Source organism: Rhodovulum sp. 12E13, assembly GCF_003340565.1.
Lineage (GTDB): Bacteria > Pseudomonadota > Alphaproteobacteria > Rhodobacterales > Rhodobacteraceae > HLUCCA09.
In genome coordinates this window covers 1-25705 of the sequence record NZ_QPLK01000032.1, presented here as the reverse complement: position 1 = coordinate 25705, position 25705 = coordinate 1, and the positions used below count along the sequence as shown (strand labels likewise).

General features: G+C 69.3%; 26 protein-coding genes. 13 read left to right on the top strand and 13 right to left on the bottom strand.

Annotation, left to right across the window (positions count from 1 at the left end):
• The 10 genes from DLJ49_RS22555 to DLJ49_RS18460 all read left to right on the top strand — a co-directional run.
• Positions 1 to 503: TOBE domain-containing protein (locus DLJ49_RS22555; RefSeq protein ID WP_147277343.1), on the top strand; the 503-nt coding region annotated here is incomplete at its 5' end.
• 214 nt (positions 504 to 717) lie between these two features.
• Positions 718 to 1221, top strand: a complete 504-nt coding sequence (locus tag DLJ49_RS18500; RefSeq protein WP_115395014.1) for a hypothetical protein — start codon at positions 718 to 720, stop codon at positions 1219 to 1221.
• A gap of 36 nt (positions 1222 to 1257) precedes the next feature.
• A complete protein-coding gene (locus DLJ49_RS18495; protein ID WP_115395013.1) occupies positions 1258 to 1530 on the top strand; it encodes a hypothetical protein in 273 nt (90 codons plus the stop codon).
• Between the two features lie 167 nt (positions 1531 to 1697).
• On the top strand, positions 1698 to 3692 hold the full coding sequence (locus tag DLJ49_RS18490; RefSeq protein ID WP_115395012.1) for a bifunctional metallophosphatase/5'-nucleotidase: 1995 nt from the start codon (positions 1698 to 1700) through the stop codon (positions 3690 to 3692).
• 81 nt (positions 3693 to 3773) lie between these two features.
• Positions 3774 to 4544: a DeoR/GlpR family DNA-binding transcription regulator gene (locus DLJ49_RS18485; RefSeq protein ID WP_115395011.1), complete on the top strand. Its 771-nt coding sequence runs from the start codon at positions 3774 to 3776 to the stop codon at positions 4542 to 4544.
• On the top strand, positions 4537 to 5631 hold the full coding sequence (locus DLJ49_RS18480; protein WP_115395018.1) for an ABC transporter ATP-binding protein: 1095 nt from the start codon (positions 4537 to 4539) through the stop codon (positions 5629 to 5631). The genes DLJ49_RS18485 and DLJ49_RS18480 overlap by 8 nt, the downstream gene beginning before the upstream one ends.
• Positions 5628 to 6893, top strand: a complete 1266-nt coding sequence (locus DLJ49_RS18475) for an ABC transporter substrate-binding protein (RefSeq protein WP_115395010.1) — start codon at positions 5628 to 5630, stop codon at positions 6891 to 6893. Before DLJ49_RS18480 ends, DLJ49_RS18475 begins: the two co-directional genes overlap by 4 nt.
• A gap of 163 nt (positions 6894 to 7056) precedes the next feature.
• Complete coding sequence (locus DLJ49_RS18470; protein WP_115395017.1) at positions 7057 to 7875, top strand: carbohydrate ABC transporter permease; 819 nt, start codon at positions 7057 to 7059, stop codon at positions 7873 to 7875.
• Entirely contained in the window at positions 7872 to 8681 is an 810-nt protein-coding gene (locus DLJ49_RS18465) for a carbohydrate ABC transporter permease (protein ID WP_115395009.1), read from the top strand. The genes DLJ49_RS18470 and DLJ49_RS18465 overlap by 4 nt, the downstream gene beginning before the upstream one ends.
• Positions 8682 to 8751: 70 nt before the next feature.
• Positions 8752 to 9792 (top strand): ABC transporter ATP-binding protein, encoded by a 1041-nt coding sequence (locus tag DLJ49_RS18460; protein WP_115395008.1) that lies wholly within the window; start codon positions 8752 to 8754, stop codon positions 9790 to 9792.
• A gap of 4 nt (positions 9793 to 9796) precedes the next feature.
• Here the strand turns inward: DLJ49_RS18460 and DLJ49_RS18455 are convergent, their stop codons facing one another.
• The 7 genes from DLJ49_RS18455 to DLJ49_RS18425 all read right to left on the bottom strand — a co-directional run bounded on the left by DLJ49_RS18455 (position 9797) and on the right by DLJ49_RS18425 (position 17642).
• On the bottom strand, positions 9797 to 11500 hold the full coding sequence (locus DLJ49_RS18455; protein WP_115395007.1) for an ABC transporter permease: 1704 nt from the start codon (positions 11498 to 11500) through the stop codon (positions 9797 to 9799).
• A gap of 3 nt (positions 11501 to 11503) precedes the next feature.
• Complete coding sequence (locus DLJ49_RS18450; protein ID WP_199533434.1) at positions 11504 to 12481, bottom strand: ABC transporter substrate-binding protein; 978 nt, start codon at positions 12479 to 12481, stop codon at positions 11504 to 11506.
• A gap of 227 nt (positions 12482 to 12708) precedes the next feature.
• On the bottom strand, positions 12709 to 13965 hold the full coding sequence (locus DLJ49_RS18445; RefSeq protein WP_115395006.1) for an extracellular solute-binding protein: 1257 nt from the start codon (positions 13963 to 13965) through the stop codon (positions 12709 to 12711).
• A 64-nt stretch (positions 13966 to 14029) separates the two neighbouring features.
• Positions 14030 to 14839 carry a carbohydrate ABC transporter permease gene (locus tag DLJ49_RS18440; protein ID WP_115395005.1) on the bottom strand — a complete coding sequence of 270 codons (810 nt, stop codon included), beginning with the start codon at positions 14837 to 14839 and terminating at the stop codon, positions 14030 to 14032.
• A 91-nt stretch (positions 14840 to 14930) separates the two neighbouring features.
• Positions 14931 to 15830, bottom strand: a complete 900-nt coding sequence (locus DLJ49_RS18435; RefSeq protein WP_115395004.1) for a carbohydrate ABC transporter permease — start codon at positions 15828 to 15830, stop codon at positions 14931 to 14933.
• The gene (locus DLJ49_RS18430) at positions 15827 to 16981 is read right to left on the bottom strand and encodes an ABC transporter ATP-binding protein (RefSeq protein ID WP_233489245.1); all 1155 of its coding nucleotides are present in this window, start codon (positions 16979 to 16981) and stop codon (positions 15827 to 15829) included. The genes DLJ49_RS18435 and DLJ49_RS18430 overlap by 4 nt, the downstream gene beginning before the upstream one ends.
• A 22-nt stretch (positions 16982 to 17003) precedes the next feature.
• Positions 17004 to 17642, bottom strand: coding sequence for a TIGR00725 family protein (locus DLJ49_RS18425; RefSeq protein ID WP_115395002.1), 639 nt, complete (start codon positions 17640 to 17642; stop codon positions 17004 to 17006).
• A 65-nt stretch (positions 17643 to 17707) separates the two neighbouring features.
• On the opposite strand from DLJ49_RS18425, the gene DLJ49_RS18420 reads away from it, so the two are divergent.
• The gene (locus DLJ49_RS18420) at positions 17708 to 18532 is read left to right on the top strand and encodes a DeoR/GlpR family DNA-binding transcription regulator (RefSeq protein ID WP_115395001.1); all 825 of its coding nucleotides are present in this window, start codon (positions 17708 to 17710) and stop codon (positions 18530 to 18532) included.
• A gap of 39 nt (positions 18533 to 18571) precedes the next feature.
• Here the strand turns inward: DLJ49_RS18420 and ugpC are convergent, their stop codons facing one another.
• The 6 genes from ugpC to DLJ49_RS18390 form a co-directional block, all read right to left on the bottom strand.
• Complete coding sequence (gene ugpC, locus DLJ49_RS18415) at positions 18572 to 19600, bottom strand: sn-glycerol-3-phosphate ABC transporter ATP-binding protein UgpC (protein WP_115395000.1); 1029 nt, start codon at positions 19598 to 19600, stop codon at positions 18572 to 18574.
• Entirely contained in the window at positions 19600 to 20445 is an 846-nt protein-coding gene (gene ugpE / locus DLJ49_RS18410; protein ID WP_115394999.1) for a sn-glycerol-3-phosphate ABC transporter permease UgpE, read from the bottom strand. The genes ugpC and ugpE overlap by 1 nt, the downstream gene beginning before the upstream one ends.
• A complete protein-coding gene (gene ugpA, locus DLJ49_RS18405; protein ID WP_199533433.1) occupies positions 20445 to 21377 on the bottom strand; it encodes a sn-glycerol-3-phosphate ABC transporter permease UgpA in 933 nt (310 codons plus the stop codon). The genes ugpE and ugpA overlap by 1 nt, the downstream gene beginning before the upstream one ends.
• A 15-nt stretch (positions 21378 to 21392) precedes the next feature.
• Positions 21393 to 22703 carry a sn-glycerol-3-phosphate ABC transporter substrate-binding protein UgpB gene (gene ugpB, locus DLJ49_RS18400; RefSeq protein WP_115394997.1) on the bottom strand — a complete coding sequence of 437 codons (1311 nt, stop codon included), beginning with the start codon at positions 22701 to 22703 and terminating at the stop codon, positions 21393 to 21395.
• A gap of 605 nt (positions 22704 to 23308) precedes the next feature.
• Positions 23309 to 23503, bottom strand: coding sequence for a hypothetical protein (locus tag DLJ49_RS18395; RefSeq protein ID WP_115394996.1), 195 nt, complete (start codon positions 23501 to 23503; stop codon positions 23309 to 23311).
• Positions 23504 to 23647: 144 nt separating this feature from the next.
• Positions 23648 to 24235 (bottom strand): TetR/AcrR family transcriptional regulator, encoded by a 588-nt coding sequence (locus tag DLJ49_RS18390; protein ID WP_115394995.1) that lies wholly within the window; start codon positions 24233 to 24235, stop codon positions 23648 to 23650.
• 87 nt (positions 24236 to 24322) lie between these two features.
• Here DLJ49_RS18390 and DLJ49_RS18385 point away from each other — a divergent pair, with 87 nt between their 5' ends.
• Together DLJ49_RS18385 and DLJ49_RS18380 are read left to right on the top strand one after the other, a co-directional pair.
• A complete protein-coding gene (locus tag DLJ49_RS18385; RefSeq protein WP_115394994.1) occupies positions 24323 to 24952 on the top strand; it encodes an NAD(P)-dependent oxidoreductase in 630 nt (209 codons plus the stop codon).
• A 12-nt stretch (positions 24953 to 24964) separates the two neighbouring features.
• Positions 24965 to 25435 (top strand): anthrone oxygenase family protein, encoded by a 471-nt coding sequence (locus DLJ49_RS18380; RefSeq protein ID WP_115394993.1) that lies wholly within the window; start codon positions 24965 to 24967, stop codon positions 25433 to 25435.
• The last annotated feature ends 270 nt before the right edge of the window (positions 25436 to 25705 follow it).

Sequence of the window (25705 nt, the reverse complement as noted above, 5' to 3'; positions counted from 1 at the left end):
GCCCACGCGCACCGTCAACAGGCGTCGCGCCGCTCGGGAGGGTCTGCACAACCCTCGACCGGTCCTCACGACCGGCCCACGACCGCCAAATCCGCCGCTCAGACGCATTCGGTGAATACTGCGGGTTCAAGAAGCGGCCGTACAATCACGCGGGATGCGACACCTACTGCGCCAAGGCAAAGGCGTTGCGCCTGCCCGACGGCCAGGCTCTCGACGTGGGCGAACGGCTGCAAGGCTTCGCCGACGGCACGGACGTGGTGGCCGCCATCCGCCCCGAGGCCGTGCGCTTCGCCGCCGATGGCCATGGCCTGCGCGCTCGCCTGAAGTTCAGCGAGGAACTGGGCAGCGCTCGTCTGCATCATTTCGAGGTCGCGGACGAGACGTTGCCGATTGTTGCCGCCGATCGGCGCGCGCTCGAAAAGGGCGCCGTCGTCGCGCTGGACGCCCCGATCGCCGACTTGCACTTCTTCGATCCCGAAACGGGGACGCGACACCCGGCCTGACGAGGGCAAGAGGTGCTGTGGAGGGCGAATTCACGGTCGCGTTTGGCTGTGCCCACGTTGAAAACCACGGGAGAGGCCGTTTGCGCCTGCGTCACGGTGGGCCTGCGGACCGCACTGCCGGGCCCCGGTTTGCGGCACCCCACTGAACGCGTCTCGTGGAGCGCTCAAGGGGGCGCAGGCCGCGCGCGCCGAGCCCAAACCCTTCGCCGCCTTCATGTATTGCGTCGTCATGGCCGTCGGGGCCGTACTGCTGGTCTCCGGGCTTGGCGTCTCCGGCACGCGCTTGGCCCGCGGCGGCGCGGCCCGGCTCACCCCGGCGATGCGCCGGGCGTTGGCCCTCGGGCTCTGGCTGTCCTGCGTCCTGACCCTTGTCACCGCCGGCGTCCTGAGCAGCGGCACCAGCCACTTCGTGGGTACGCCCTGGCCCGACGCCGCGACGCTGCCGCTGCTCGGCTGGTCGGCGGAGGTCGGCGACCTGCGCCCGGCTCATTTCCTCGCGCTCCATGCGATGCAGGCGCTGCCGCTGGCACCGCTCTTGGCCGAGCGTCTCGCGCCAGCCGGCGCCCTGCGCTTCGTCGGGATCGCCGCCGCCCTCTGGGTCGCGCTGACCGCCGCGGTCTTCGCCGTGGCAGGCTGCCCCGCCACGACCAGACGTGCCGGTGCCACGCTGTCGCACACCCGCTTGCGCCCTATGGCGAGCGCCGAGACGACTCTGTAACACGATCATGACGAAACGGCGCTGCGGGTGGGGGCCATGGCGAAGAACGTGCTGATCGCGGAAACGGACGAGACGGGCGGCGTGGCCTGGGTCTGGCGCTACGCCGCACACGACCGCCAGCCACGGCCCGTCGCCCCAGGGCAGCCTTGCGGCATCGCCCCGCACGCGGCCGACATCCACGGCGCCGAGCGTGGCGCGGTGGTGGCATGGCTTCGTGCGCGTGACTGCTTGCCGCTGTCTGTGTCCGACGCCCTCGAGACCGTGCAGAGCAGGTCGGGGCTGGGCGTTGGCGGCGGCACTATTTGTTGAGGCCGCCCCCGGTCGGGGACTGCCTTCGGGGGCAACGGCCGCGATCCCCCTGACGAACAGCGGGGCCCCGCCGCTCTTCCTCTGAACGCTCCGCTTCCGGCGGCGTCACACCGTTGTCGCCGAACTCCGCTTTCCTTGGGGCGTCGTCACGCCGAGGAGAGCGATCCATGACCCACCTGACACGCCGCGCCTTCATGGAGCGCACCGCGGCGCTGGCCGCCGCGGCCGCCGTCACGCCTGTCATCGTCACCCGCGCGCAGGCGCAGGCCGGGCCGGGCCAGCTGGCGATGGTGGCGGCCCAGCCAAACCCCGAAGGCGCCGTCGAGCGGCTCTGGCTGCTCAAGGGCGATCCGCTGGCTGGCCCCGTCCGCGAGGTTCTGGCCGAGGACGGCGCGGTGGAACCCGCGCGCCTCGCGCCCGGCGAGCGGCGGGTGCTGCGTCTGATGCATTTCAACGACATGCACAACCACATGACCGATCTGCACCCCGCCCGCGGCGACACGCACCGCATGGCGCAGATGGTCAAGCGGGTGCGCGAGGCCAGGGCGCAGGCGGGCGGGTCCGAGGTCGTCCTCTTCCTGACGGCGGGCGACGACCATACCGGTTCGGTCTTCGACGAGCTGATGGGCTGGTCGGAAGACGAGTTCGTGGCCGATGCCGGCTACCGTGCCGCCTCTGCCGCCGGCGTCGATATCGGCGTGCTCGGCAACCACGAGTTCGACCGGGGCGCCGATCTGCTGAAGGTCGGCATCGACCGCGATTGCGCCTTCCCGTTGCTTTCGGCCAACGTCCACGGCTCGGCCCATATCGCCCGCGATGCCGACTACGTCGCTGCCGCCGTGGCCGAGGCAAAGGGCCTGCGGATCGGCTTCATCGGGCTGACCACCGCCGTCGATACCCGCGTCGGCATGGAGAGCGACCCGGGCCTCGCCGTTGCCAGCCCGGTCGAGGCCGCCACCAACATCTATCGCGCCGTCGAGGCGGTGTCGGACGTCGTTGTGATCCTCTCCCATTGCGGCTACGGCCGCGACATGCACCGCTCCGGCAAGGCCGGCACCGCGCGGCGGATCGGCGAGGGCGATTTCGCCATCGCCGAGGCGGTCGGCGCGCCCGGCACCAAGCCGGTCGTGCTGGTCGGCGGCCATTCCCATACAGAGCTCAACACCGACGGGCTCGACCCGCACAACGTGGTCAAGGGCGTTCTGCTGACCCAGGCGAAGGCCAACGGCGCCTTCCTCGGCGACATTTCCATGTCGATCGGCGCCGGCATGGGCCGCGAGCAGTGGTTCTCCAACGTCGCGCTGCACCCGATCAAGCGCCGCGACAATCGCGTCGACCCGGACGACGAAGCCTACACCTCGCTCGAACACGACGGCGATTACGACGCCGATTTCGAGCAGCGGGTGATGGCGCCGATGATCGCCGCGCTCGACGCAAAGCTCGCCGAGGTGATCGGCGAGGTGGCCGATGCGCCGCTGATCTCCACCGAGCGCACCATCGCCGACCGCTACGTGGGCGAGGCCGCCATCGCCAACTTCATGAACGACGCGCTGGTGGCGCGCTCGGCCACCTTCCCCGGCGGGCCGGTCGACTTCGCGCTCTTCAACGCCACAGGCCTCGCCTCGGGCGTCGATGCCGGCCCGCTCACCTTCCGCGAGTGGTTCGACGTGATGCCCTATGCCGACGTGATCGACGTCGCCACGCTCACCGGCGCGCAGATCCGCGACATGCTGAACAGCAACGCGCGGCGCATCCTGCGCCCCGAGGAAGTGGCGGGCACCGACCTCAGGGGCTTCGTCTCGCGCGGCTTCCTGCACTTCTCCGGCGGGATCCGCTACAAGATCGCCCTCGGCGCCTCGGCGGCCGAGGCGCGCGCCGAGCGCATCACCCTCGCCGGAAAGCCGGTGGAGGAGGTGCTGGAGAACAGCTTCACGCTCGCGTTCAACTCCTACATCTCGCTCGGCGCCTTCGGCGAGACGTGGAACGGCAACCCCATCGGCGGCGGTGTGCCGGGCGAGATCCCCAGCGTCGACGTGCGCGCGTTCGACTGGGAGCATACCGGCCTCGTCTACCGCAACGAGGTGATCGCCGCGATCCGGCAGATGGGCACCGTCTCCGCGGCCACCGGGGCCCGCCTCGACGGCCGCCTCGCCGTCGCCTGACGCCGGATCAGCCATCGCTGTCGCGGAACCGTCACGCAGGTCTGCTCGAATGAGCAGGACGGGAATCGCGAGCGAGCATCCATGGACCGGCGGGCGCACATCCTCGATCTGGCGCGGCGGGAGGGACGGGTCACCGTGGACGGCCTCGCCGCCGCGCTCGGCGTCTCCGCCCACACGATCCGGCGCGACCTGAACACGCTGTGCGACGAGGCGCGCCTGCGGCGCCTGCATGGCGGGGCCGAGTACATCGAGGCGCGCGCCAACATCCCCTACCAGGCGCGTGCCGTGCTGAACTACGGCGCCAAGCTGGCGATCGGCCGGGCCGTCGCCGCGCTGGTGCCCGACGGCGCGACCGTCGCACTCTCCATCGGCACCACGCCCGCCCTCGTCGCCGGCGCGCTGGCCCGGCGCCGCGGCCTCACCGTCGTCACCAACAACCTTAACGCCGCAATCGCCCTGTCGGAGGCCGAGGGCGCGCGCATCGTGATCCCCGGGGGCGAGCTGCGCCTGCCCGACCGCGACCTGCTGACCCCCGAAACCACCGCCCTCTTCGCCGCCTACCGCGCCGATTTCGGCATCTACGGCGTGGGCGGGATCGACGCCGACGGCAGCCTGCTCGACTTCCACGAGGCGGAGGTGCGTGCCCGCGAGGCGATCCGTGCCAATGCCCGGCAGGTCATCCTCGTCGCCGACCATACCAAGTTCGGCCGTCGGGCCGCGGCCGTGGGCGGGCACCTCGCGGACGCCGACCACGTCGTGCTCGACCGGCCGCCGGAGGCGCCGCATGCCGCGCTGCTGGGCGACCTGCGGGGCCGCCTCGTGCTCGCCGAGGCGGAGGATGCCCGTGTCTGAGGCGCCCTTCGTCGCCCTGCACGGCGTCACCCGCCGGTGGAACGGCGCGGGCGGGGTGCAGGGCGTCTCGCTCGCCGTCCCCCGGGGCGCCTTCGTCTCCATCCTTGGCCCCTCGGGCTGCGGCAAGTCCACCCTCCTGCGCCTGCTCGCCGGCCTCGAGACGCCGCAGGAGGGGCGGATCGAGATCGCCGGGCGCGACGTGACGGCCCGCTCCCCGGCCGAGCGCGGCCTGTCGATGGTCTTCCAGTCCTACGCGCTCTTCCCGCACCTCAACGTGCGCGAGAACATCCTTTTCGGCATGAAGGTGCGCCGCGCCACGCGGCCCGAGCGGGAACAGGCGCTCGCCCGCGCCACGGCCATGACCGGCCTTCAGGGCCTCGAACGGCGCAAGCCCGCCGAGCTCTCGGGCGGCCAGCGCCAGCGCGTCGCGCTCGCCCGCGCCGTCGTCTCGGGCCAGCCGCTCTGCCTGATGGACGAGCCTCTGTCGAACCTCGACGCCAAGCTGCGCCACACCGTCCGGCGCGACATCAAGGCCCTGCAGCGCCGCCTCGGTCTGACCGTCATCTACGTCACCCACGACCAGGCCGAGGCGATGAGCCTGTCGGATCACGTCGTGCTCATGCGCGAGGGCCGCACCGAGCAGACCGGCGCGCCCGAGACCCTCTACCACCGCCCCGCCACGCCCTTCGTCGCCCGCTTCATCGGCGACCCTCCGATGGCGCTGGTCGAGGGCGCCGCGCTGGGCGAGGCCGGGCAGATCGGCATCCGCATCGAGGCGCTGGAGCGGGTGCCCGAGGGTCGCGCCGACCTCACGGCCCGCGTCGCCGACGCCGAGTATCTCGGCGCCGAGACGCGCCTGCTGCTCGACCACCCGCAGGCCGAGGGGCTGGCGCTCATCCTGCCGGGCCGCGTCGCCCTCGCTCCGGGCGAGACGGTCGGCCTGCACCTGCCCGAGAAACACAGGGTCCGCTTCGGCGCGCAAGCCGAGGCGGCCGCTGCCCGAGATCGCGGGGCGGCCGCTGCCGCCACCCGCGATGGCCGCGAGGCCGCGCTTCCCTCCCCATCCACCCGAGAGGACACCAGATGACCCGCCACCTTTCCGCCGCCGCGCTGCTCGCTGCCGGCACCGCGCTCGCCGCCCCTGCCGCCGCGCAGCAGGTCGAGCTGACCATGTACTACCCCATCGCCGTGGGCGGTCCGCTCACCGAAGTGGTCGACGGCATCGTCGCCGATTTCGAAGCCGAGAACCCCGACATCTCGGTCGAGGCGATCTATGCCGGCAATTACGACGACACCCGCATCAAGGCGCTCTCGGCGCTCAACTCGGGCGACCCGGCCCAGCTCGCCGTGATGTTCTCGATCGACGCCTACGACCTGATCGAGCAGGACCTGATCGTGCCCTTCGAGGAGGTGATCGAGGGCGAGGAGGAGCAGGCCTGGCTCGACAGCTTCTACCCGGCGCTGATGGCCAACGGGAAGATCGAGGGCCAGACTTGGGGCGTGCCGTTCCAGCGCTCCACCATCGTCGCCTACTACAACAAGGACATGTTCCGCGAGGCGGGCCTCGACCCCGAGCAGGCGCCAGCCACGTGGGACGAGCTGGTCGAGATGGGCAAGGCTCTGACGACCGAGGACCGCTCGGGCCTGATGATCCCGTCGACGGGCTATCCCTACTGGATGTTCCAGGCGCTCGCGATCCAGAACGGCCAGGAGCTGATGTCGGGCGACGGCCTGACCACCTATTTCGACGATCCGGCAGTGGTCGAGGCGCTGGAGTTCTGGCACTCGCTCTCGGCGGAGCACGGCATCATGCCCGAGGGCACGGTCGAGTGGGGCACGCTGCGCCAGGCCTTCCTCGAAGGCCAGACCGCCATGATGTGGCACTCCACCGGCAACCTGACGGCGGTGCGCAACAATGCCGGGTTCGACTTCGGTGTCGCCATGCTGCCGGCCAACGAGCGGCCCGGCTCGCCCACCGGCGGCGGCAACTTCTACATCTTCAAGGACGCGACCCAGGAGGAGCGCGCCGCCGCGCTCGAACTCATCAAGTTCATGACTTCGCCCGAGCAGGCGGCCGAATGGTCGATCCAGACCGGCTACATGGGCGTCTCGCCCGCCGCCTACGAGACGCAGGCGCTGCAGGACTACGTCGCCGACTTCCCGCCGGCCCTCATCGCCCGCGACCAGCTCGAAGTGGCCGTGGCCGAGTTCTCCACCTTCGAGACGGCGCGCGTCCGCGAGGGGCTGAACAACGCCATCCAGGCGGCGCTGACCGGCACCATGTCGCCGGCCGAGGCGCTGGCCGAGGCGCAGGACGCCGCCGAGCGCCTGCTGTCGGGCTACCAGTGAGGCGCATGGCGCGCCGGGGCCCGCCCGGCGCGCCATCCCCGTTTCGCACCGACGCGATACCGACGTGACACCGACGCTTTCCCGACGCCCCGAAACGGCCCATGCCCTGGAGCGCCGCCGCCGCGCCATCCACGGCTGGCTGCTGCTGACCCCGGCGCTGGCGATGCTCGCGACCTTCGCCTTCTATCCCTCGGTCGCGACGGTCTGGACCTCGCTGTTCTCCCGCGGAACCCGCCGGAACCCGTCCGAATTCGTCGGCCTGGAGAACTACGCCCGCCTGTTCGACGACCCCACCTTCCGCGAAGTGGCCGTCAACAACATCTTGTATGCCGCCGTGACGATCCCGATCTCGATCGTCCTCGCCCTCGTCATGGCGCTCTGGGCCAACTCGAAGATCCCCGCCCGCTCCTTCCTCCGCACCGCCTACTTCACGCCGACCGTCCTGCCGATGATCGCGGCGGCCAATCTGTGGCTGTTCTTCTACACGCCGGGCTTTGGCGTGCTCGACCAGATCGGCGCGCTCTTTGGCGCGCCCTCGGTCAACTGGCTGGGCCAGCCCGAGACGGCGCTCTGGGCCGTCTGCGCCGTCACCATCTGGAAGGAGGCGGGATTTTTCATGATCTTCTACCTCGCCGCCCTCCAGACCATCCCCGAAGACCTACGCGAGGCCGCCGAGATCGAGGGCGCCAGCCGCTGGACCTATACCCGCCGGGTGGTCCTGCCGCTGCTCGCGCCCACCACGCTGTTCGTGCTGGTCAACGCGATGATCAACTCGGTCAAGCTGATCGACCACCTGTTCATCCTCACCAAGGGCGGCCCGTCCGACAGCTCCAAGCTGATCCTCTACTATATCTGGGAGAGCGCCTTCGCCTTCTTCGATGCCCCCTCGGCCGCCGCCATGACCGTGCTGGTGCTGATCGTCCTCGGCGCCGTCGCCGCGCTGCAGTTCCGCCTGCTCGACCGACGGACACACTACCGATGACGGCCCTTCTCCGCCACGCCGAGGCCGCCCTCGCCCTGCTGGTCGCGCTCGTCTGGATCTCGCCGCTCGTCTTCGCCGCCTGGGCCGCCTTCCACGCCCCGACCGACGCGATCAACTTCAACCTGAGCGCCCCCTGGACGCTCGAGAATTTCCGCACCGCTTGGGAGGGCGCCCCATGGCTGCGCTACTTCCTCAACACGTTCCTGCTGGTGACGTCGGTGCTCGCGGGCCAGTTTTTCCTTTGCACGCTCGCAGGTTACGCCTTCGCCCAGATCGAGGTGCCCTTCAAGGACACGCTGTTCGTGCTGGTGCTGCTGCAGCTCTTCATCCTGCCCGAGGTGCTGATCGTCGAGAACTACGCCGTCGCCTCGCGGCTCGGCCTGCTCGACTCGATCCTCGGGATCGGGGCGCCCTACATGGCCTCGGCCTTCGGCATCTTCCTGATGCGGCAGGCGTTCAAGCAGGTCCCCAAGGAGCTGGACGAGGCTGCGCGGGTCGAGGGCTGCGGAACGCTCGGCGTGCTCTGGCGGGTCTACGTGCCGGCCGCCCGACCCACTTACCTCGCCTACGTGCTGGTCTCGATCTCGACCCACTGGAACAACTTCCTCTGGCCGCTGATCGTGACCAACTCCGACACAACGCGCCCGCTGACCGTGGGCCTGTCGATCTTCGCCGCCCCCGAGAACGGCGTCGACATCTCGGTGATCTCGGCCGCCACCATCATGGTGATCGCGCCCCTCCTCGTCCTCTTCCTGGTCTTCCAGCGCCGCTTCGTGCAGGCGTTCCTGCGCGCCGGGATCAAGTGAGCGGGCGGCACGTCGACATTCGTCCGGTCGGCGCGTTGAAGAGCGCCCGAGACAGGCATATGCGGAGCGCATGAGCATCGAGGTCGAGACCGTCGTGAAGCGCTTCGGAGGGTCGGAGGTGCTCTCCGGCCTGTCCTTCGACGCCCGCCCGGGCGAGTTCTTCGTCGTGCTGGGGCCCTCGGGCTGCGGCAAGTCCACCCTTTTGCGCCTGATCGCGGGGCTGGAGGAGAGCGACGGTGGCCGGATCGCGCTGGAGGGGCGCGACGTGTCTGCGCCGGGGCTGCACGTACCCCCCGAGGCGCGGCGGGTCGGCGTCGTCTTCCAGTCCTACGCGCTCTGGCCGCACATGAGCGTCGCCGACAATGTCGCGTTCCCGCTGGAGGGGACGGGACGGAGCAAGGCCGACCTCGTGGAGGACGTCGCGCGCCACCTCGCCACCGTCTCGCTCGACGCCTTCGCCACGCGGCGCCCGGCGGAGCTGTCTGGCGGCCAGCGGCAGCGCGTGGCGCTGGCCCGATGCCTCGCGAGCGGGGCGCGGACCATCCTTATGGACGAGCCGCTGGCCAATCTCGACCCGCATCTGCGTGGCCGAATGGAAGAGGAACTCGTCCGCGTCCACGACGAGGCCGGGGCGACCACCCTCTACATCACGCACGATCAGCGCGAGGCGATGGCGCTGGCCACGCGCGTGGCGGTGATGCGGGCCGGCCGTTTCGAGCAGGTCGCGCCGCCCGAAGAGGTGCACGACCGCCCCGCCAGCGAGGCGGTGGCGCGGTTCGTGGGCCGGGCGGCCGTGCTCGACGGCGTGGGCGAGGGCGGCGGGGTCCGCCTGGGCCCGCTCGCCGCGGAGGCTGTTCGGCAGCCGGGCGAGGGCGAGGCGATCCGCGCCGTCGTGCGCCCCCGCGACGTGCGCCTCGGCGGCGGGGCGCCGGGCGAGGCCGAGGGCCGGGTCACCTCCACCCAATATCGCGGCGGCGCGTGGGAGGGTGTGGTCGCCGTCGAGGGGCTGGCCGAGGCACTGCCCGTCACCGCGCCGTCCCGCCTGCACGTCGGCGAGAGAGTCCCTTTCTCTCTCGCTCCGCTCTGGACGCTGCCCTGCCAGGAAGGCTGACCGGTCAGATCCGCCAGGGCACGACCCCTGGTGGCAGGCGGCGGCCGACGGCGTGCAGCGCGGCCATCAGCAGAACGGTCACGAGAACGGTGACGGTCGACATGGCGGCGGCCAGCGTGGTGTAGCCGCCGTCGTCGTAGTTGAAGATGGTCGTCCCGATCGTCTCGTTACCCGTCGACCACAAGAGCGCCGAGACCGTCACCTCGTTGTAGGCGGTCAGGAACACCAGGATCGCGCCCGAGGCCGCGGCCGGCGCCACCAGGGGCGCGAAGACGCGCCGCATGCGCCGGAAGAACCCGGCACCCGAGACGCGCGCTGCGTCGTCGAGCGCGGGGTCGAGCGCGCCGTAGGCCGCGGCGACCGGCTTCAGCGCGATGGCGAAGAAGGCGGTGAGGTACGCGGCCACGATGATCCACAGCGTGTTGTAGAGCGAGATGCCCAGCACCGGCAGCGGCCGGATGAAGGCGAGAATGAAGGCGACCGAGATGACAAGGCCTGGAATCGCGTAGGAAATGTCGGCCAGCCCCGCCACGCCCGTCGCCGCCCCGCGCGCGCCGCGCCGCCGGCCCGCCTGCAGGAAGTAGGCGAGCGCGACCGACAACGCCGCAAGGGCCGCCGCGGCGAGACCGGCCGCGAGGCTCGAATTGAGAAAGGCGCGTGCCGTCACCTCCTGGCGCAGCAGGATCTCCGCGAAGTGGTCGAGCGTCATCGTCTCGCGCGTGAGGGGCAGCCCGTAGGTGCGCACCAGCGCCGTGCCCACGAGGGCCGCGAGCGGCAGAACGAGCGAGGCCGCGATCCAGAGGGCGAGCGCGCCCTCGGCGAGCGGCCGGGCACGGCCGAGACGAAAGCGCATCGGCGGCTGCGGCGGTCCGGTGATCGGCGTGCGCACGAGGCGTGTGGCGATTACCTGCCCCGCGAGCGCAGCGAGCGCGATGCTGGCGAGCAGCACCGAGATGACGGCGACGTCGGCCAGAACCGTCGGCCCGAAGCTCGCCAGCCGCTGCCAGATCAGCACCGGAAGCGTCGTGTAGCGCGCGGGGATGCCGAGCAGGGCCTGGATGCCGAAATTGCCGAGGGCCGAAACGAAGGCGAGGGCGAAGGCCGCCACCAGCGACGGCCCGATCAGCGGCAGGATGACTCGACGCAGCAGGCGCGCGGGCCCCGCCCCGGCCAGCCGCGCGGCCTCGGCCATCTCGCGCGGCAGGGCCCGGAGTGCCGCAAGGACCACGAGCAGGACGAGCGGCATGTGCTGGAGCGTGAGCAGCGCTGCGACGCCTCCGGGCGAATAGAGCGGGTTCGGCGAGCCGGGCGGCGGCGCGAGGCCGACCGTCCGCAGCACCGGCGAGGAGGGCCCGAGCGCCTGGATCCACGAGATCGCCGTGACGTGGGGCGGGATCATCATTGGCAGGAGCAGCGCGAAGACGACCGCGCCCTTGGCGCGGACGTCCGTGAGCCCGATGAGCAGCGCGACACCGGTGCCGATCAGGGTCGCGAAAAGCGCCGAGAGCGTCGCGCTCTCCAAGCTGTTCAAGAGCGCCCGCCGGACCGATCCGCTTTGCAGCGCATCGGCCAGAGGGGCGAGCGAGAGAACCCCGCCCTCGGTCAGGCCGACGCGAGCCAGCAGCGCCAGCGGCGCCACGAAGAGCACGATTGCGACGAGAAGAAGCGCGGCGAGCGCGAGGGGCTCGCCGCGCAGAATGGCCCGCAAGGCTCAGCCGCCGAAGATCTCGACGAAGCGTTCCTTGTTGGCCTGGTCGTTGGCAAGCGCGGCCGCCGGGTCGAACTCGATCAGCTCGATCTCGTCGCGCGGCGGAAAGCCCTCGGGCGGCGTGATGTCGGGATGCGCCGGCAGATAGCCCTGGTCGGCGGCCAGCTGCTGGCCCTCCATGGACAGCAGGAAGTCGATGAAGGCCTTCGCCGCCTCGGGGTTCTGCGCCGTCGACAGGATGGCCGCGGGCTCGGTCACGGCCGACACGCCCTCCTCGGGGAAGACGAATTCCACCGGCGCACCGTCGAGCTTGTTGCGGATCGGCAGGAAATCCACGACGAAGCCGTAGAGCTTCTCGCCGCCCGCCACAGCGCGGTAGGTGCCACCGTTGCCGCCGTCGGGGATCGCCCCCTGCTCGGCGAGGCCCTCGTAGAAGTCCCAGCCCAGATCCGGGTGGGCGGTGAGCGCCGCCATGTGGATCGTCGCCGCGCCCGAGGTCAGCGGCGAGGGCATGGCGATCTGGCCCTCCGCCTCGGGCTTGAGCAGATCGGTGTAAGAGGTGGGGATCATCTCGGCCGCCGTGTTGTAGACGATGCCGGTGGTGATCAGCTTGGTGGAGAAGTAGTGGCCCTCGTCGTCCATGATCGCGGGGTCGTAAGCCGAGGTGTCGGCCTCCGGGTAGGGCATCAGACGGCCCTCCTGCTCCAGCCCCTCCATGGTGACCATGTCTGCGATCAGCAGCACGTCGGGCTGGGGCTGGCCGGCCTCGAATTCTGCGCGCAGCTTGGCCATGACCTTGGTCGTGCCATCGCGGAACCACTCCACCTCGACGTCCGGATAGGCCTCCATGAAGGCATCGACCGTCGCTTGCGCGTCCGCGTTGGGCTGCGAGGTGTAGAGCGTCAGCGTGCCGGAGACGTCCTGCGCCAGCGCGGTGCCCGCCCAGAGTGCGGCGGTGATCGAAAGGGCGATACGGGTCATTTCTTTCTCCTGTCGTAGGGGCGGGTGTCGCGCGGCGCCCGCCATTGGCCGCGGCCGTAGCAGCGGCAGATGACACTGTCTTGACGCGCTGCGCTCTCCGCGGACAGCCGTCGGAGCGGGCCGCGGGCAGGGGGCGCGAGGGAAAAGCGCACGCAGGCGAGGGATCGCCCGGGCGGGCGGGCCGACGTGCGCTTGCGCACGAGGTCCGCGCCGCTCGGGCGAAGGGGTCAGTTCATGCCGAGGCGGTCGCGCAGCGTGTCGGCCAGCGCCTCGATCCTCGCGCCCGGCTCGGCATCGCCGTCGGCGATCTCCACCAGGGCGGCCGAGATCAGGTCGGTCACGGCGACCCCCTCGGCGCCGGGGTAGGCGTACCAAGGCCCGGCGAACTCGGCGACCTGGCTATGGGCGGTCTTCGCGTTGGGGTTGGCCTCGTAATAGGCGCCGAGATAGCTTTCGTCCTCCAGCACCAGCGCGTTGGTGGGCGCGTAGCCGGTGCTCTCGACGATGATCTTCTGCCCCTCCGGACCGGTGACGAAGGAGATGTACTCCCACGCGGCCTGCTGCTTGGCCTCGTCCTCGGTCAGCATCACGATGCCCGAGCCGCCGGTCGGGAAGTAGGCATTCTCCGGCGCGGGCACCGGCAGGCGCACCACCGTCACGGGGAAGCTCTCGCCCGCCGCCTCGGTGAACCGCTTGAGGAGGGAGGAGCTGTCCATCATGATCCCCAGCGTGCCGGCCGGGTAGGCCTGCCGCGCCTGGTCGTCGATGTAGCTCTTCATGCCGCCCTCCGACGCGAAGCGGGCATAGAGCTCGGCCGCCTGCCTGCCGGCCTCGGAATCGAACGTGATGTCGGATTCGTCCTCCGTCATCGGCCGGCCGCCATAGCCGCCGAGCAGCGACTGGAAGCGCCAGTCGTGCCGGTCGATCCAGATGCCGTCGATATTGTCGCCCAGGTCGTCGATGGCGGCGGCAAGCTCGATGATCCCGTTGTAATCGGTCGGAAAGTCGTCCATCGAATATCCCGCCTGCTCGACGAGATCGGGATTGACGTACATCACCAGCGTCGAGGCCGAGGTGCCGAGCGCGTGCTGGGTGCCCTGGTACTGGCCGAGCGATAGCAGCGCGCCAGTATACCCCGCAGCCTCCGGGTCTTCGGGCAGGAACGGGTCGAGCGGCTGTGTGAGCCCGCGCGCCTCGAGGATGCGCCAGCGGTTCAGCCCGACCCAGGCGACGTCCGGCAGGGTGCCGGCGACCGACTCGCGCAGCAGGCGCTGGACGCCCTCGGCATAGCTCTCGGCGGGGCCGTCGATGACGATGTCGATGTCGGGGTTCTGCGCCTCGAAGGCCTCTTCAAGCGCGGCCTGAGTCTCAGCCCAGATCGTGGGGATGGCGTAATGGACGCGGATCTCGGTCTGCGCGGCCGAAAGCGTGGGCGCGGTGGCGGCGGCCAGCGCGAGGGCGGAGGCGGTCAGCAGCGTTTTCATCGTCTGATGTCCTGTCGTTTGCGTGGGTGGGGCGGCGCGTGTCGCGCTCTGTTGTGGTTGATCCTCATGCCTTGAGCCCGCCGGTGGCGATGCCCTGCGTCACCCGCCGCTGCGCCAGCAGGAAGCCCGCGATCAGCGGCGTCGTCACCACGACCGAGGCCGCCATCAGCGGGCCCACGTCGTCGCCCGCCTCGGCGTCGCGGAAATAGACGATGCCGCGGGGCGGCGTGGCGAGCGCGGGGTCGGAGGTGGCGATGAGCGGCCAGAACAGGTCGTTCCAGTGCGCGGTGACGGAGAAGACGGCGAAGGCGGTCGCCGCGGGCCAGGCGAGCGGGAAGGCGATGCGCCAGACGATCGCCGTCTCGGACAGGCCGTCGACGCGTGCGGCCTCGAACAGCTCGGCCGGCATCGCGGCGAAGAACTGGCGGAACAGGAAGATGCCGAAGACCGAGGCGACGAACGGCACGATCAGCGCGGTGTAGGTGTTCAGCAGGCGCAACTCGGCGAGGCCGAGGAAGATCGGGATCGCGGTGACGTGGAACGGCACCAGAAGCCCCGCCAGCACCAGTCCGAACAGAAGCGTGCGCCCCGGGAAACGGCGCTGGGCGAGCGCGTAGGCGCAGGGCACCGCGAACACGACCTGGAAGACCAGGATGCCGCCGCAGACGATGACGCCGTTCATCAGGAAGCGGGCGAGCGGCACCTCGGTGAAGGCGGTGGCGTAGTTCTCCCAGGCCAGCCGCGAGGGCAGGAGGTCGACCCGCGCGCTGAAGATCTCGTCGGCCGGCTTGAGCGAGAGCGAGACCATCCAGAAGAACGGCAGCAGCACCACGGCCGCCCCGAGCAGGAGCGCGAGCAGCGAAAGCGGCCTCATGAGCTGCGCCCTCCCGCCGGGGCGCGGGCGGACGCCCGGCCCGCGCACCTGGCTCCGCCCGCGCCCCGGCGGACCAGGGTCGTCCAGCGTCTCATCGGTAATGCACCCGCCGCTCGAGGACGCGGAACTGCGCCAGCGTCAGCGCCACCATCACCACGAAGAAGACCATGGTGATCGCGCTCGCATAGCCCGCCTTGAAGTACTCGAACCCCTCCCGGTAGAGCGCGTAGACCAGCGTGTCGGAGGCGAACGCGGGCCCGCCGCGCGTCAGCGTCGCCACCGTCTCGAACACGCGGAAGGCCTGCGTGGCGGTGATGACGGCGACGAACAGCGTCGTCGGCCCCAGCATCGGCCAGGTCACGGTCCAGAACCGCTCCCACCCCTTCGTCGCGCCGTCCACCTCGGCCGCCTCGTAGAGGTCGGGCGGGATCGCGGCGAGGCCGGCGAGGAACAACACCATGTTGTAGCCGACCGACTGCCAGATGCCGATCGCGGCGAGGGTGTAGATCACCAGCCCCCGGTCCGACAGCCAGTCGGGCGCCGGCAGGCCGAGGCCGCCGAGCGTCTGGTTCACCAGCCCGATCGAGGGATGCAGCAGCATCTGCCAGGCCAGCGCCATCGCGACCAGCGTCGCCGCCACCGGCAGGAAGTAAGCCGCACGCAGGGTGGCCGAGATCCGCGGGAAGCGCGCGGCCAGATTGTGCAGCCCCAGGGCCACCACGAGCGCGAGCCCCATGGCGAAGGGGATGACCACGGCGACGTAGATCAGCGTGTTCGTCACCGCCTTGCGGCCGATCGGGTCGGTGAAGAGCGTGGCGTAGTTCTCCCATCCGATCCAGCGGAAGGTGAGCGCGCCGAACTGGTAGTCGGTGAAGGACAGCACCGCCACGATGGCCACGGGCGCGAAGATCAGCCCGATCATCGCGAGGGTCGCCGGCCCGGCGAGCCAGAGGTCGGTCGCCCGCTCGCGCGCCGTCCGCGAGAGCCTCATGCCGCCACCCGTTCGGCTGCAGCCGGCAGGCGCGCCCCGGTTTCGGCGTCGAACAGATGGACTCGCTCGGGCGCGACGGCGAGGCTCAGCGCCCCGCCCGGCGCGGGCGGCGCCCAGTCGCCCGGAGCCAGCGCGCGCAGCGGCGTGCCGTCGTCGAGGCGGGCATGGACGACCGCCTCGGCGCCGAGATACTCTACCCGCTCCAGCCGCGCCGACAGGCCGGCCGCCGCGGGCACGAGGTGCTCGGGCCTCAGCCCGAGCGTCACCCGCGCGCCCGCCGCGCCGGGCACGCGCAGCTTCGGTAGCAGGGAGCAGGCGCCGCTCGCGCCGAGCGTCACGTCGAGCAGGTTGATCGGGTGCGCGCCGATGAAGGCGGCCACCGCGCGCGTCGCCGGCCGCTCGTAGAGGTCGCGCGGGGCGCCGACCTGGGCGATCCGGCCCGACATCATCACGACCACATGGTCCGACATCGCCATCGCCTCGACCTGATCGTGCGTGACGTAGACGAAGGCGCGCCCGGTGCGCGCCTGCAGCGCGGCGAGTTCGGCCCGCATCTGCACCCGCAACCGCGCGTCGAGGTTCGACAGCGGCTCGTCGAGAAGGAAGATCGAAGGGTCGCGCACCAGCGCCCGCCCGACCGCCACGCGCTGCTTCTGCCCGCCCGAGAGCGCCGCCGGCTTGCGCTCGAGCAGGTCGTCGAGCCCGAGCATGGCGGCGACCTCGCGCACACGGGCGCTGATTGCCGCCCGCTTCGCCCCCGCGCCGGGCATCAGCCGCCCCACGCCGGCCAGCCGCTCCAGCCGCGAGAATTGCCGCATGGCCAGCGGCAGCGCGATGTTCTCGGCGACGGTCAGGTGCGGATAGAGCGCGTAGGACTGGAAGACCATCGCCACGTTGCGCTCCGAAGCGGTCGCCTCTGTGACGTCGGCGCCGTTCAACCGGACTCGGCCCTCGTTGGGCCGGTCGAGCCCCGCCATGATCCGCAGCGTCGTGGACTTGCCGCAGCCCGACGGGCCGAGGATCGAGGTGAACGAGCCCTCCGGCACGGCGAGCGATATGCCGTGCAGAACCGGCGTGGCGCCGAAGCGGCGCGTCACCCCGTCGAGCTCGATCATCGCGACCCCCGATTGCAGATGTGAGTTTTCGCTCACATACCCGGGAAGTGTGTAAGGCTTATGACAGTCCGGCCTCGGCGAGCAGGGCATCGGCCACCAGTGCGACCGCCGCTTCGACGCTGCCGGCGGGCTCCAGCCCGGGCAGGTCGGGCGCGCCGTCGAGCCCGATCACGCGGCGGCCGAAATGCAGGCCGTAGGCGATCTCGGTCATTGTGCCGTAGGAGCCGCCGACGGCCACCAGCACCAGCGCGGCGCGGGCGATCACGGCGTTGCGCGCCTCGCTCAACCCGGTCGCGAGGGGCAGGGCGAAATGGGGATTCGCGCCGCGCCAGCCGGCATCGGGCAGGATGCCCACGGTCAATCCGCCGGCCTCGCGCGCGCCCAGGCAGACCGCCTCCATCACGCCGCCCTTGCCGCCGCAGACCACCACGAGGCCGAGGTCTCCAAGACGCCGGCCGAGCGCCTGGGCCGTATCGAGCTGCGCGGCCGTCGCCTCGCGCGGGCCGATCACGCCGACAGGGAGCGACCGACGGTCAACCTGGCCAGCGAGGTGGGACAGCACACCCACCCCATCGTGCGACTCCCCCGCCTCGGGGGGCGCAGCCGGCCGCCAGGCCCAAGTCCACGGGTCGAGCTTCCGTCCGTCACCTCGGTGCACGCCGCCCGTCCGCGCGCAGATCGAGAATGTCTCTTCCATTTGCATACGCCCCGTGCCACTTCTGGTAGAACTCTTACATCGGCGCGCGCGTGAGGGAAGGGACGATGGAAGGGAACACGACCGATCCGCCGCTCACCGAGCGGCAGGAAGAGATCCTGCGGCGGGTCGAGGCGCGGGGCTTCGTCACAGTAGACGCGCTCGCCGAGGCCTTCGGCGTCTCCGCGCAGACCGTGCGGCGCGACATCATCGCGCTCGACGCCGCGGGCCTGCTCCAGCGGTTCCACGGCGGCGCTGGGCCTGGCAACGGCGCGCACGCGCCCGGCGATCCTGCGTCCGACGGGGACGAGGCGTTCCGCCTCGCCCATGGCCGCAAGCGGATGCTCGAGGTTGAGAGTAAGCGCATCATCGCCGCCAAGGCCGCCGAAATGGTGGCGGACGGCGCCGCTGTATTCCTCGACGTTGGCACGACGGTCGAGGCGGCCGCGGCGGCGCTGAACGCCCGGTCCGGGCTCGAGGTCTTCACCAATTCCATGCGGGCCGCGCTGCGGCTCGACCCCGCGCGCCACGCAGTGCGGGTGCTCGGCGGTCAGGTATCGGGCGCCGACGGCTCGCTCGCCGGCGAAGAGGTGGTCGAAATGCTCGCCCGGCTCGACCTCGACTGGGCGCTCCTGGGCTGCTCGGCCGTCTCTGGAGGGCAGCTCGGCCCGCGCGCGATGGATTTCGACATGGGCAAGATCGCTGTCAAGCGCGCGGCGATGGCAGCCGCGCGCCGCACGGCCCTGCTGGTCGCGCGCACGAAATTCGACCGTCGCGGGCGGATCGAGATCGCGCCTCTCTCCGCCTTCGACAGGGTGTGCACGGAGGATGCGGCCACGTCCGGGAGTGTCCTGCAGGGAGCGCCCGTTCCGGAGGATCGACCAACGGCCTGATGACGCGCCTTTGCAAGGCCCACGACAGCGTACGGACAGTCAGCCGAGACGACGTCCTGTTCTCCCATCGAAGAGATGGACGCCATCGCCCGGCGACGAGAAACGCATGGTTCGGCCGGGATCGGCCGGAACGGTGCTGGGGACGCTCGCGATCACGTCGGACTCAAGGCCCGGAAGCCGGCCGTGGATGGTCGACGTCGCCCCAAGTCGCTCCACCACGCGCACGTCCAGCGCGATCGGACCATCGTCGGCCGGCACCATCGACTCAGGGCGAATGCCGATCAGAGCGTGTTCAGGCGCCGAGGCGGGGGCGAGCGACGGCACGGCGCTGGGCGGCAGGAGGTTCATGGGCGGGGAGCCTATGAAGCCGGCCACGAACAGTGAAGCGGGCCGCTCGTAAACCTCGATCGGTGTGCCGATCTGCTCGATCTGGCCGGCATTCATCACCACCAGCTTGTCGGCGAGGGTCATTGCCTCCTGCTGGTCGTGGGTCACGTAGATCGAAGTCGTGCGAAGGCGCTGTTGAAGGTCGCGGATCTCCACCCGTGTCTTCACCCGCAGCTTGGCGTCGAGGTTTGACAAGGGCTCGTCGAACAGGAAGGCCGCCGGCTCGCGCACGATGGCGCGGCCCATGGCGACGCGCTGGCGCTGGCCACCCGACAGCTCGCGCGGGCGGCGTGCAAGGAAGCCGTCGAGCCCGAGCATGACGGCCGCCTCGTCCACCCGCCGGCGGATCTCGTCCTTCGGCATGCCTCGGTTCTTCAACCCGTAGGCCATATTGTTAAAGACGGTCATGTGCGGGTAGAGTGCGTAATTCTGGAAGACCATCGAGATGTCGCGCTCGGCCGGCTCCAGATCGTTCACCCGCCGACCGGCAATGGCGATCTCGCCGTCGCTCACCTCCTCCAGCCCCGCGACCATGCGCAGAAGCGTGGACTTGCCGCAGCCCGACGGGCCGACGAGCACGCAGAGTTCGCCCGAGACGATCTCGAGGGACAGTCCCGGGATCGTGGGCGCCTCGGCGCCGGAATAGACCTTGCGCACGTCACGGAGCGAGATGTCTGACATTACTTTTCCACCTCGACGAGCCCGCGCACGAAGAGGCGCTGCATGACGATGATCACGATGACAGGAGGCAGAAGTGCCAGGATCGCCGTGGCCATGATCAGGTTCCACTGGGGCAGCTGGTCGCCTGAATTGGCCAGCCGCTGGATGCCCATCACCACAGTATAATAGCTTTCGTCGGTCGTCACCAGGAGCGGCCAGAGGTACTGGTTCCACCCGTAGATGAACAGGATCACGAAGAGCGCGGCGATGTTGGTGCGCGACAACGGCACGAGGATGTCGCGGAAGAACTTCATCGGCCCCGCGCCGTCGATCCGGGCCGCCTCGGTCAACTCGTCTGGCACGGTCATGAAGAACTGCCGGAACAAAAACGTGGCGGTGGCCGAGGCGATCAGCGGAATCGAGAGGCCCGCATAGCTGTTGAGCATGCCGAGCTGGGCGACGACCTCGTAGGTGGGCAGGATTCGCACCTCGACGGGCAGCATCAGCGTGATGAAGATCGTCCAGAAGGCAAGCACCCGGAACGGGAACTTGAAATAGACGATTGCGAAGGATGACAGGAGCGATATCGCCAGCTTTCCCAGCGTGATCGCCAGCGCCATGATCGTCGAGTTCATCAGCATGAGCCCGATCGGCGGGGCGCCGGCGGTCGAAAGACCCTCGCCCAGCACGATGGCGTAGTTCTCCTGCATCTGGTCGCCCGGCAGCAGCGGCAGGCCGCGATTTACCTCCGTGCCCGTGTGGGTCGAGGCGACAAATGCGAGGTAGATCGGAAAGACGAATATCGCTGCGCCGACGATCAGAACGGCGTGCTGGGTGAACGTGAGGAGGGGCCTGCGCTCGACCATCAGTATTCCACCCGGCGCTCGATGTAGCGAAACTGGATCGCCGTCAGCGCGATGACGATGGCCATGAGGATCACCGACTGCGCCGCAGACGAGCCGAGGTTGAGCCCCTCGAAGGCATCGCGCCAGACCTTGTAGACGAGGATTACCGTGTCGTTGCCCGGCCCGCCCGCGGTGGTGGCGTGCACGATGCCGAAGGTCTCGAAGAAAGCGTAGACCACGTTGACGACAATCAGGAAGAACACCGTGGGCGACAGAAGCGGCAGCTGGATCGTTACGAACCGCTTGACAGGACCGGCGCCGTCGATGGCTGCGGCCTCGGTCAGCGATTTCGGAATCGCCTGAAGTCCGGCGAGGAAGAACAGGAAGTTGTAGGCGACCTGCCGCCAGGCGGCCGCGATGACGATCATCGTCATCGCGTCAGTGCCGTCCTGGTAGTGGTTCCAGTCATAGCCGAGCGCTTCGAGCGCGTAGGCGAGGATGCCGATAGTGGGATTGAACAGGAACCACCACAGCACCCCGGCGATCGCAGGCGCCACGGCGTAGGGCCAGATCAGCAGCGTGCGATAGGTTGTGGCCTGCCGGATCACCCGGTCGGCCATGACGGCGAGCACCAGCGCCACGAGCATCGATGAGCCCGCCACCAGCGCCGAGAACCACACTGTCGTGAAGAAGCTCTCCAGGTAAAGCGGGTCGGCGAACAGGCGGGCGAAGTTCGCCAGACCGACGAATTCGGTGCGCAGGCCGAAGGCGTCCTGCCTCAGGACGGACTGGTAAAGTGCCTGGCTCGCCGGCCAGATGAAGAAGACGAGCGTGATGACAATCTGCGGCGCCACCAGCGCATAGGGCAGCCAGCGATGCCGAAACGTGACCTTCTTGGTGCGCACGCGCGAGCTCCCGATACGAAGAGAGCGGGCCACAAGGGCCCGCCCCATGCCTTAGACCAACGATCAGGAGTTGGCAGCCTCGAACTCGCGCAGCAGCGCGTTGCCGCGCTCGGCGGCACTCTGCAACGCTTCCTCAGCAGACTGGTTTCCGGCCCAAAGATCTTCGAGCTCCTCGTTTATAATGTCGCGGATCTGCACGAAGTTGCCGAAGCGCAGACCAGCCGAGTTTGCGGTGGGCTCGTTCAGCGACAGCTGCTTGATCGCGGTGTCGGTGCCCGGCTCCTGCTCGTAGAAGCCCTGCTCCTGGCTGAGCTCCCACGCGGCCGTAGTGATCGGCACGTAGCCGGTCGACTGGTGCCAGTCGGCCTGCACGTCGGGGCGCGACATGTAGTCGAAGAACTCGGCCACGCCCTGATACTCCTCGGCCTCGTGGCCCTCGAGCACCCAAAGGGTCGCGCCGCCGATGATCGAGTTCTGCGGCGCCTCGGCGGCGGAGGTGTCGACCGGCAGCATGGCCTGGCCGAACTCGAACTCGGCCTGATCCGAGATGCCCGCATAGTAGGCCGAGCTGTTCATCCACATGGCGCATTCGCCCTCGGTGAACAGCGGCAGCGAATCGCCGCGGCGCCCGCCATACTGGAAGGTGCCCTCCTGCGCCGCGTCGGCGATGCGCTGGAGCAGGTCGGTCAGGCTCTCCGACTCGTCGAAGACCAGCTCGGTGCCGAGACCGGCGAAGCCGTTTTCCATCGTGCCGATGGGCTGGTCGTGCCAGGCGAGGTAGTTCTCGATCATCACCCAGGACTGCCAGCCGAACGAGAAGGCGCAGTCGTGCCCGATCTCCTGAAGTGCGGCGGCGGCGGCGAACATCTCGTCCCAGGTCTGCGGTACCTCCGCGATGCCGGCCTCGTTCAGCAGCGTCTCGTTGTACCACAGCACGGGCGTGGATGAGTTGAACGGCAGAGACAGCATCTGCCCCTCGGGCGTGGAGTAATACGAGCGCACCGCCGGCAGGTAGGCGTCGGCGTCCCACTCGATGTCGGCATCGCCCATTACCTCGTAGACGGGCTTCACCGCGCCCTCGGCGGACATCATCGTGGCGGTGCCGACCTCGAAGACCTGCACGATATGCGGCTGCTCGCCGGCCCGGAAGGCGGCGATCGCGGCCGTCATGTTCTCGGTGTAGTTGCCCTTGTAGGTGGGCACCACGACGAAGTCGTCCTGGCTTTCGTTGAAGCCGGCGACGATTTCCTCGGTCTTCTCGCCGAGGGCGCCGCCCATGGCATGCCAGAACTGGATTTCGGTCTGCGCGAGGGCGGGGCCGGCGCCGAGGCCGAGCACCGTGGCCAGCGCGGTGGTGGTGCGAGCGAACGTCATGCGATCCTCCATGTTGATACCCCGGCGACCCACCGCCGGCGGGCCGAGGCAGTTCGGCCGTCTGTCTCTGGCCTCGCTCCTGTGTGAAAATCAAATGAAGTTATTCTGACACGCCGGCTCCCGCATGTACGGCGCGGCGTGCCCGTCGGCGGCTCGCCGACGAAGGCGGAACGCGGACAACCGTGTCGCAGAGATGAGCGTTTGGCCCGCCATGATCCTGACCGAGCGGGTCGCAGCGGCCGGGCGCGGAGAGGCGGTGGGTATCGCTCCGGTGGGCGAGGGCTTGCTCGCCACATAGGCGAATTCGTCTGACGCAGCGGGCATCGGGATCGACCATCTGGCGGCCGACGGCCTCGGCGCCCGCTTCTCCGGCAAGGCCGTCAGCCTTGCCAAAGTGGCCGGCGTGTAAGGCTTGCGATATCGACGGCTCCGAGGTGCAGGCCGTGGCCATCACCCGTGACTTCGGCCTCGGCGACGGACGACTCGCCCCTCCGGTCTACGACCGCCGCGGCCTTCTATGAGGTGCAAAAGGGGATGTGCCGTATGCTCGACGCGCCCCCGTGCTCCTCGGCGCGCGCGCTCCTGCGTGATCAACAACGCGGGCATTATGAACCCGCTTCACGCTGCGCCTGCTTGTACCAAGCCCGCAGGCTGTCCGGAGAGCAGCCCGGCTTGCCGGCGATGTCGGTCACCGCCGCCGTCAGGCTCCCGTAGCTGCCCAGATTCTCGACGACCATCTGCACCGCCCACGTCCGGAACTCCGCCGGGTACGGGCTCGTCGTGTTCTTCCTCCTTTCCATGGGAGAGCATCCTTTGAGAGTTTTGCCCTCCGGGCAAGGCGGGGCGGTTCACTGCCGCACGATAGCGCCGAGCCCTGAGGGGACACTGCCTTGATTGGCCTGCTTTCGTTCTAAAACGGCACATTTGAAAACGGCGAAGATGCTTCAAACCCTGGCCAGAAGCGCTGCCTCGGCAAGGCGTTCAATCTGGCGCTCATAATCTGATTGTGACCAGCCACAATCGCGAACCAGATGTTCCCAGTTTTCAACCGACAAGAGCGTCCACAGCAGATCGGTTGCCCGTTCCTCGGTCAGGTCGGGCCTGAGCGTTTCGTCTGCCGCCAGAGCCCGAACCGCAGCGGCACAGCCATGCCTGACGGCCTGCATCCGGTCATCCCACGCCGCGGCGGCCTCGGCATCGCTGGCGCGCATGGCGCGCAGGGCGACGGACATGCCGTGGATCTGGGGAATGTAGCCGCCCCAGGCGCCGATGAAGGTCACCAGCCGCTCACGGCCGGAGGTTGCCGCCCTGCTGGCGGCCAGCCGCGCATCCACGTTCTTGACGGAATCGATGTGCCGAGTCGTGGCCACAAGGAGCTCTGCCCGCGTCGGAAAGTGCAGGTAGAGCGCCTGACGGCTGATGCCCGACGCCTTAGCGATATCGGACATGCGGACTTTTTTATCACCGGATTCCAACAGGTTCCAGGTGCAATCGAGGATGCGGGCGCGGGTGTCGGACGAGCTTCTTGACATGATGTCAAGATAATGGATATTGACAGCGTGTCAACTTTACACCGCGTCAAGCGCGCGGCTCGGATCACCCTCGAAAGGAGAGCAGCAATGAACGTTATCGTATTCGGCGCCTCGGGGACCGTCGGGCGTCTCGCTGTCGAAAGCCTGCTGAAGGCTGGCCACACCGTCACCGCTTTTGCCCGTTCGCCCAAGAAGCTGAACCTGAGCGACCCGAGGCTGCGCCTGGTCGCTGGCGATGCGATAAAGCTGTCTGACGTGACGGACGCCGTCGCAGGGCACGACGCTGTCGTCGTGAGCCTTGGGGCCGGGATGTCGCGCAAGAGCAAGATCCGCTCGCACGGCACGATGAACGTCATCAAGGCCATGCAGACGCATGGGGTTCGCCGCCTGATCGCACAGTCCACCCTGGGTGCGCGCGATAGCTGGCCCACGCTGAACTTCTGGTGGAAGCGCGTGATGTTCGGCGCCCTGCTCGCGCCCGTTTTCCGCGATCACGAGTTGCAGGAACACCTGGTCGAGGCGAGCGGTCTGGACTGGACCATCGTTCGCCCCGGCGCCTTCACCGACAAGGCGACCGCGCGCCCCGTGATCGAGGATGTGCCGAATACGGCTCGGGGCCTCGATCTGAAGATCGCGCGCAGTGATCTGGCCCGTTTCCTGACCCGTCAACTGTCCGACACGCAATACATCGGTCGCGCCGTCGGTCTGTCGAGCTGAGGAGCAGGGACCATGGAATGGATATTGATGATCGCCGGGCTCGCCGTGGCGCTGGTGGCCGGAGTGTTCCTCGGCTTTTCCGACTTCATCATGCGGGGGCTGGCACAGGCCCCTGCATCCCAGGGGGCCGCGGGCATGGTCGGGCTGAACCGGACGGTCTATCGGTCGGTTTTCATGGTGCTGCTCATGGGGCTGGTGCCGGTGTCGGGAACACTGGGCCTCCTGGCGCTCTGGCAGTTCGAGGAGGCGGCACGCGCCCTGACCCTGGCCGGATGTGTCGCCTACCTGATCGGTGTCCTTGCCGTGACCGGCCTGGGCAATGTCCCGATGAATACGCGCCTCGAGGCCAGGGACGGCCAGCCACGCGAAACCGCAGACTACTGGCCCCGCTACGCGCAGCGCTGGACTCGGCTGAACCACGCACGAACCGCCGGTTCGGCGCTGGCCGCGGTCTGCTGGCTGACCGCGGCACACATGGTCTGAGACAGGGCGCAAGGGCGCCGTTTCCTATCCGATGTGTCGGCTGCCAGGATGGCATCTTCCTCCGCTTTGCGGTCCGTCATCCTCCGGAAAGCCTGCGAGGTGCACGAATGCCAGAAATGCGAAAGCCGCGCCGCAGCAGTCGGCGAACGGCAGCCAGGGCCGAAGACGATGAAGCGATGAACCGCATTCACGTTGTTCGATCATCAGGGCTCGGGCCTGAGCCTGTCAGACACCGAGTCGGCCAGGAACTCCCAGACGCGCTTGACGCGG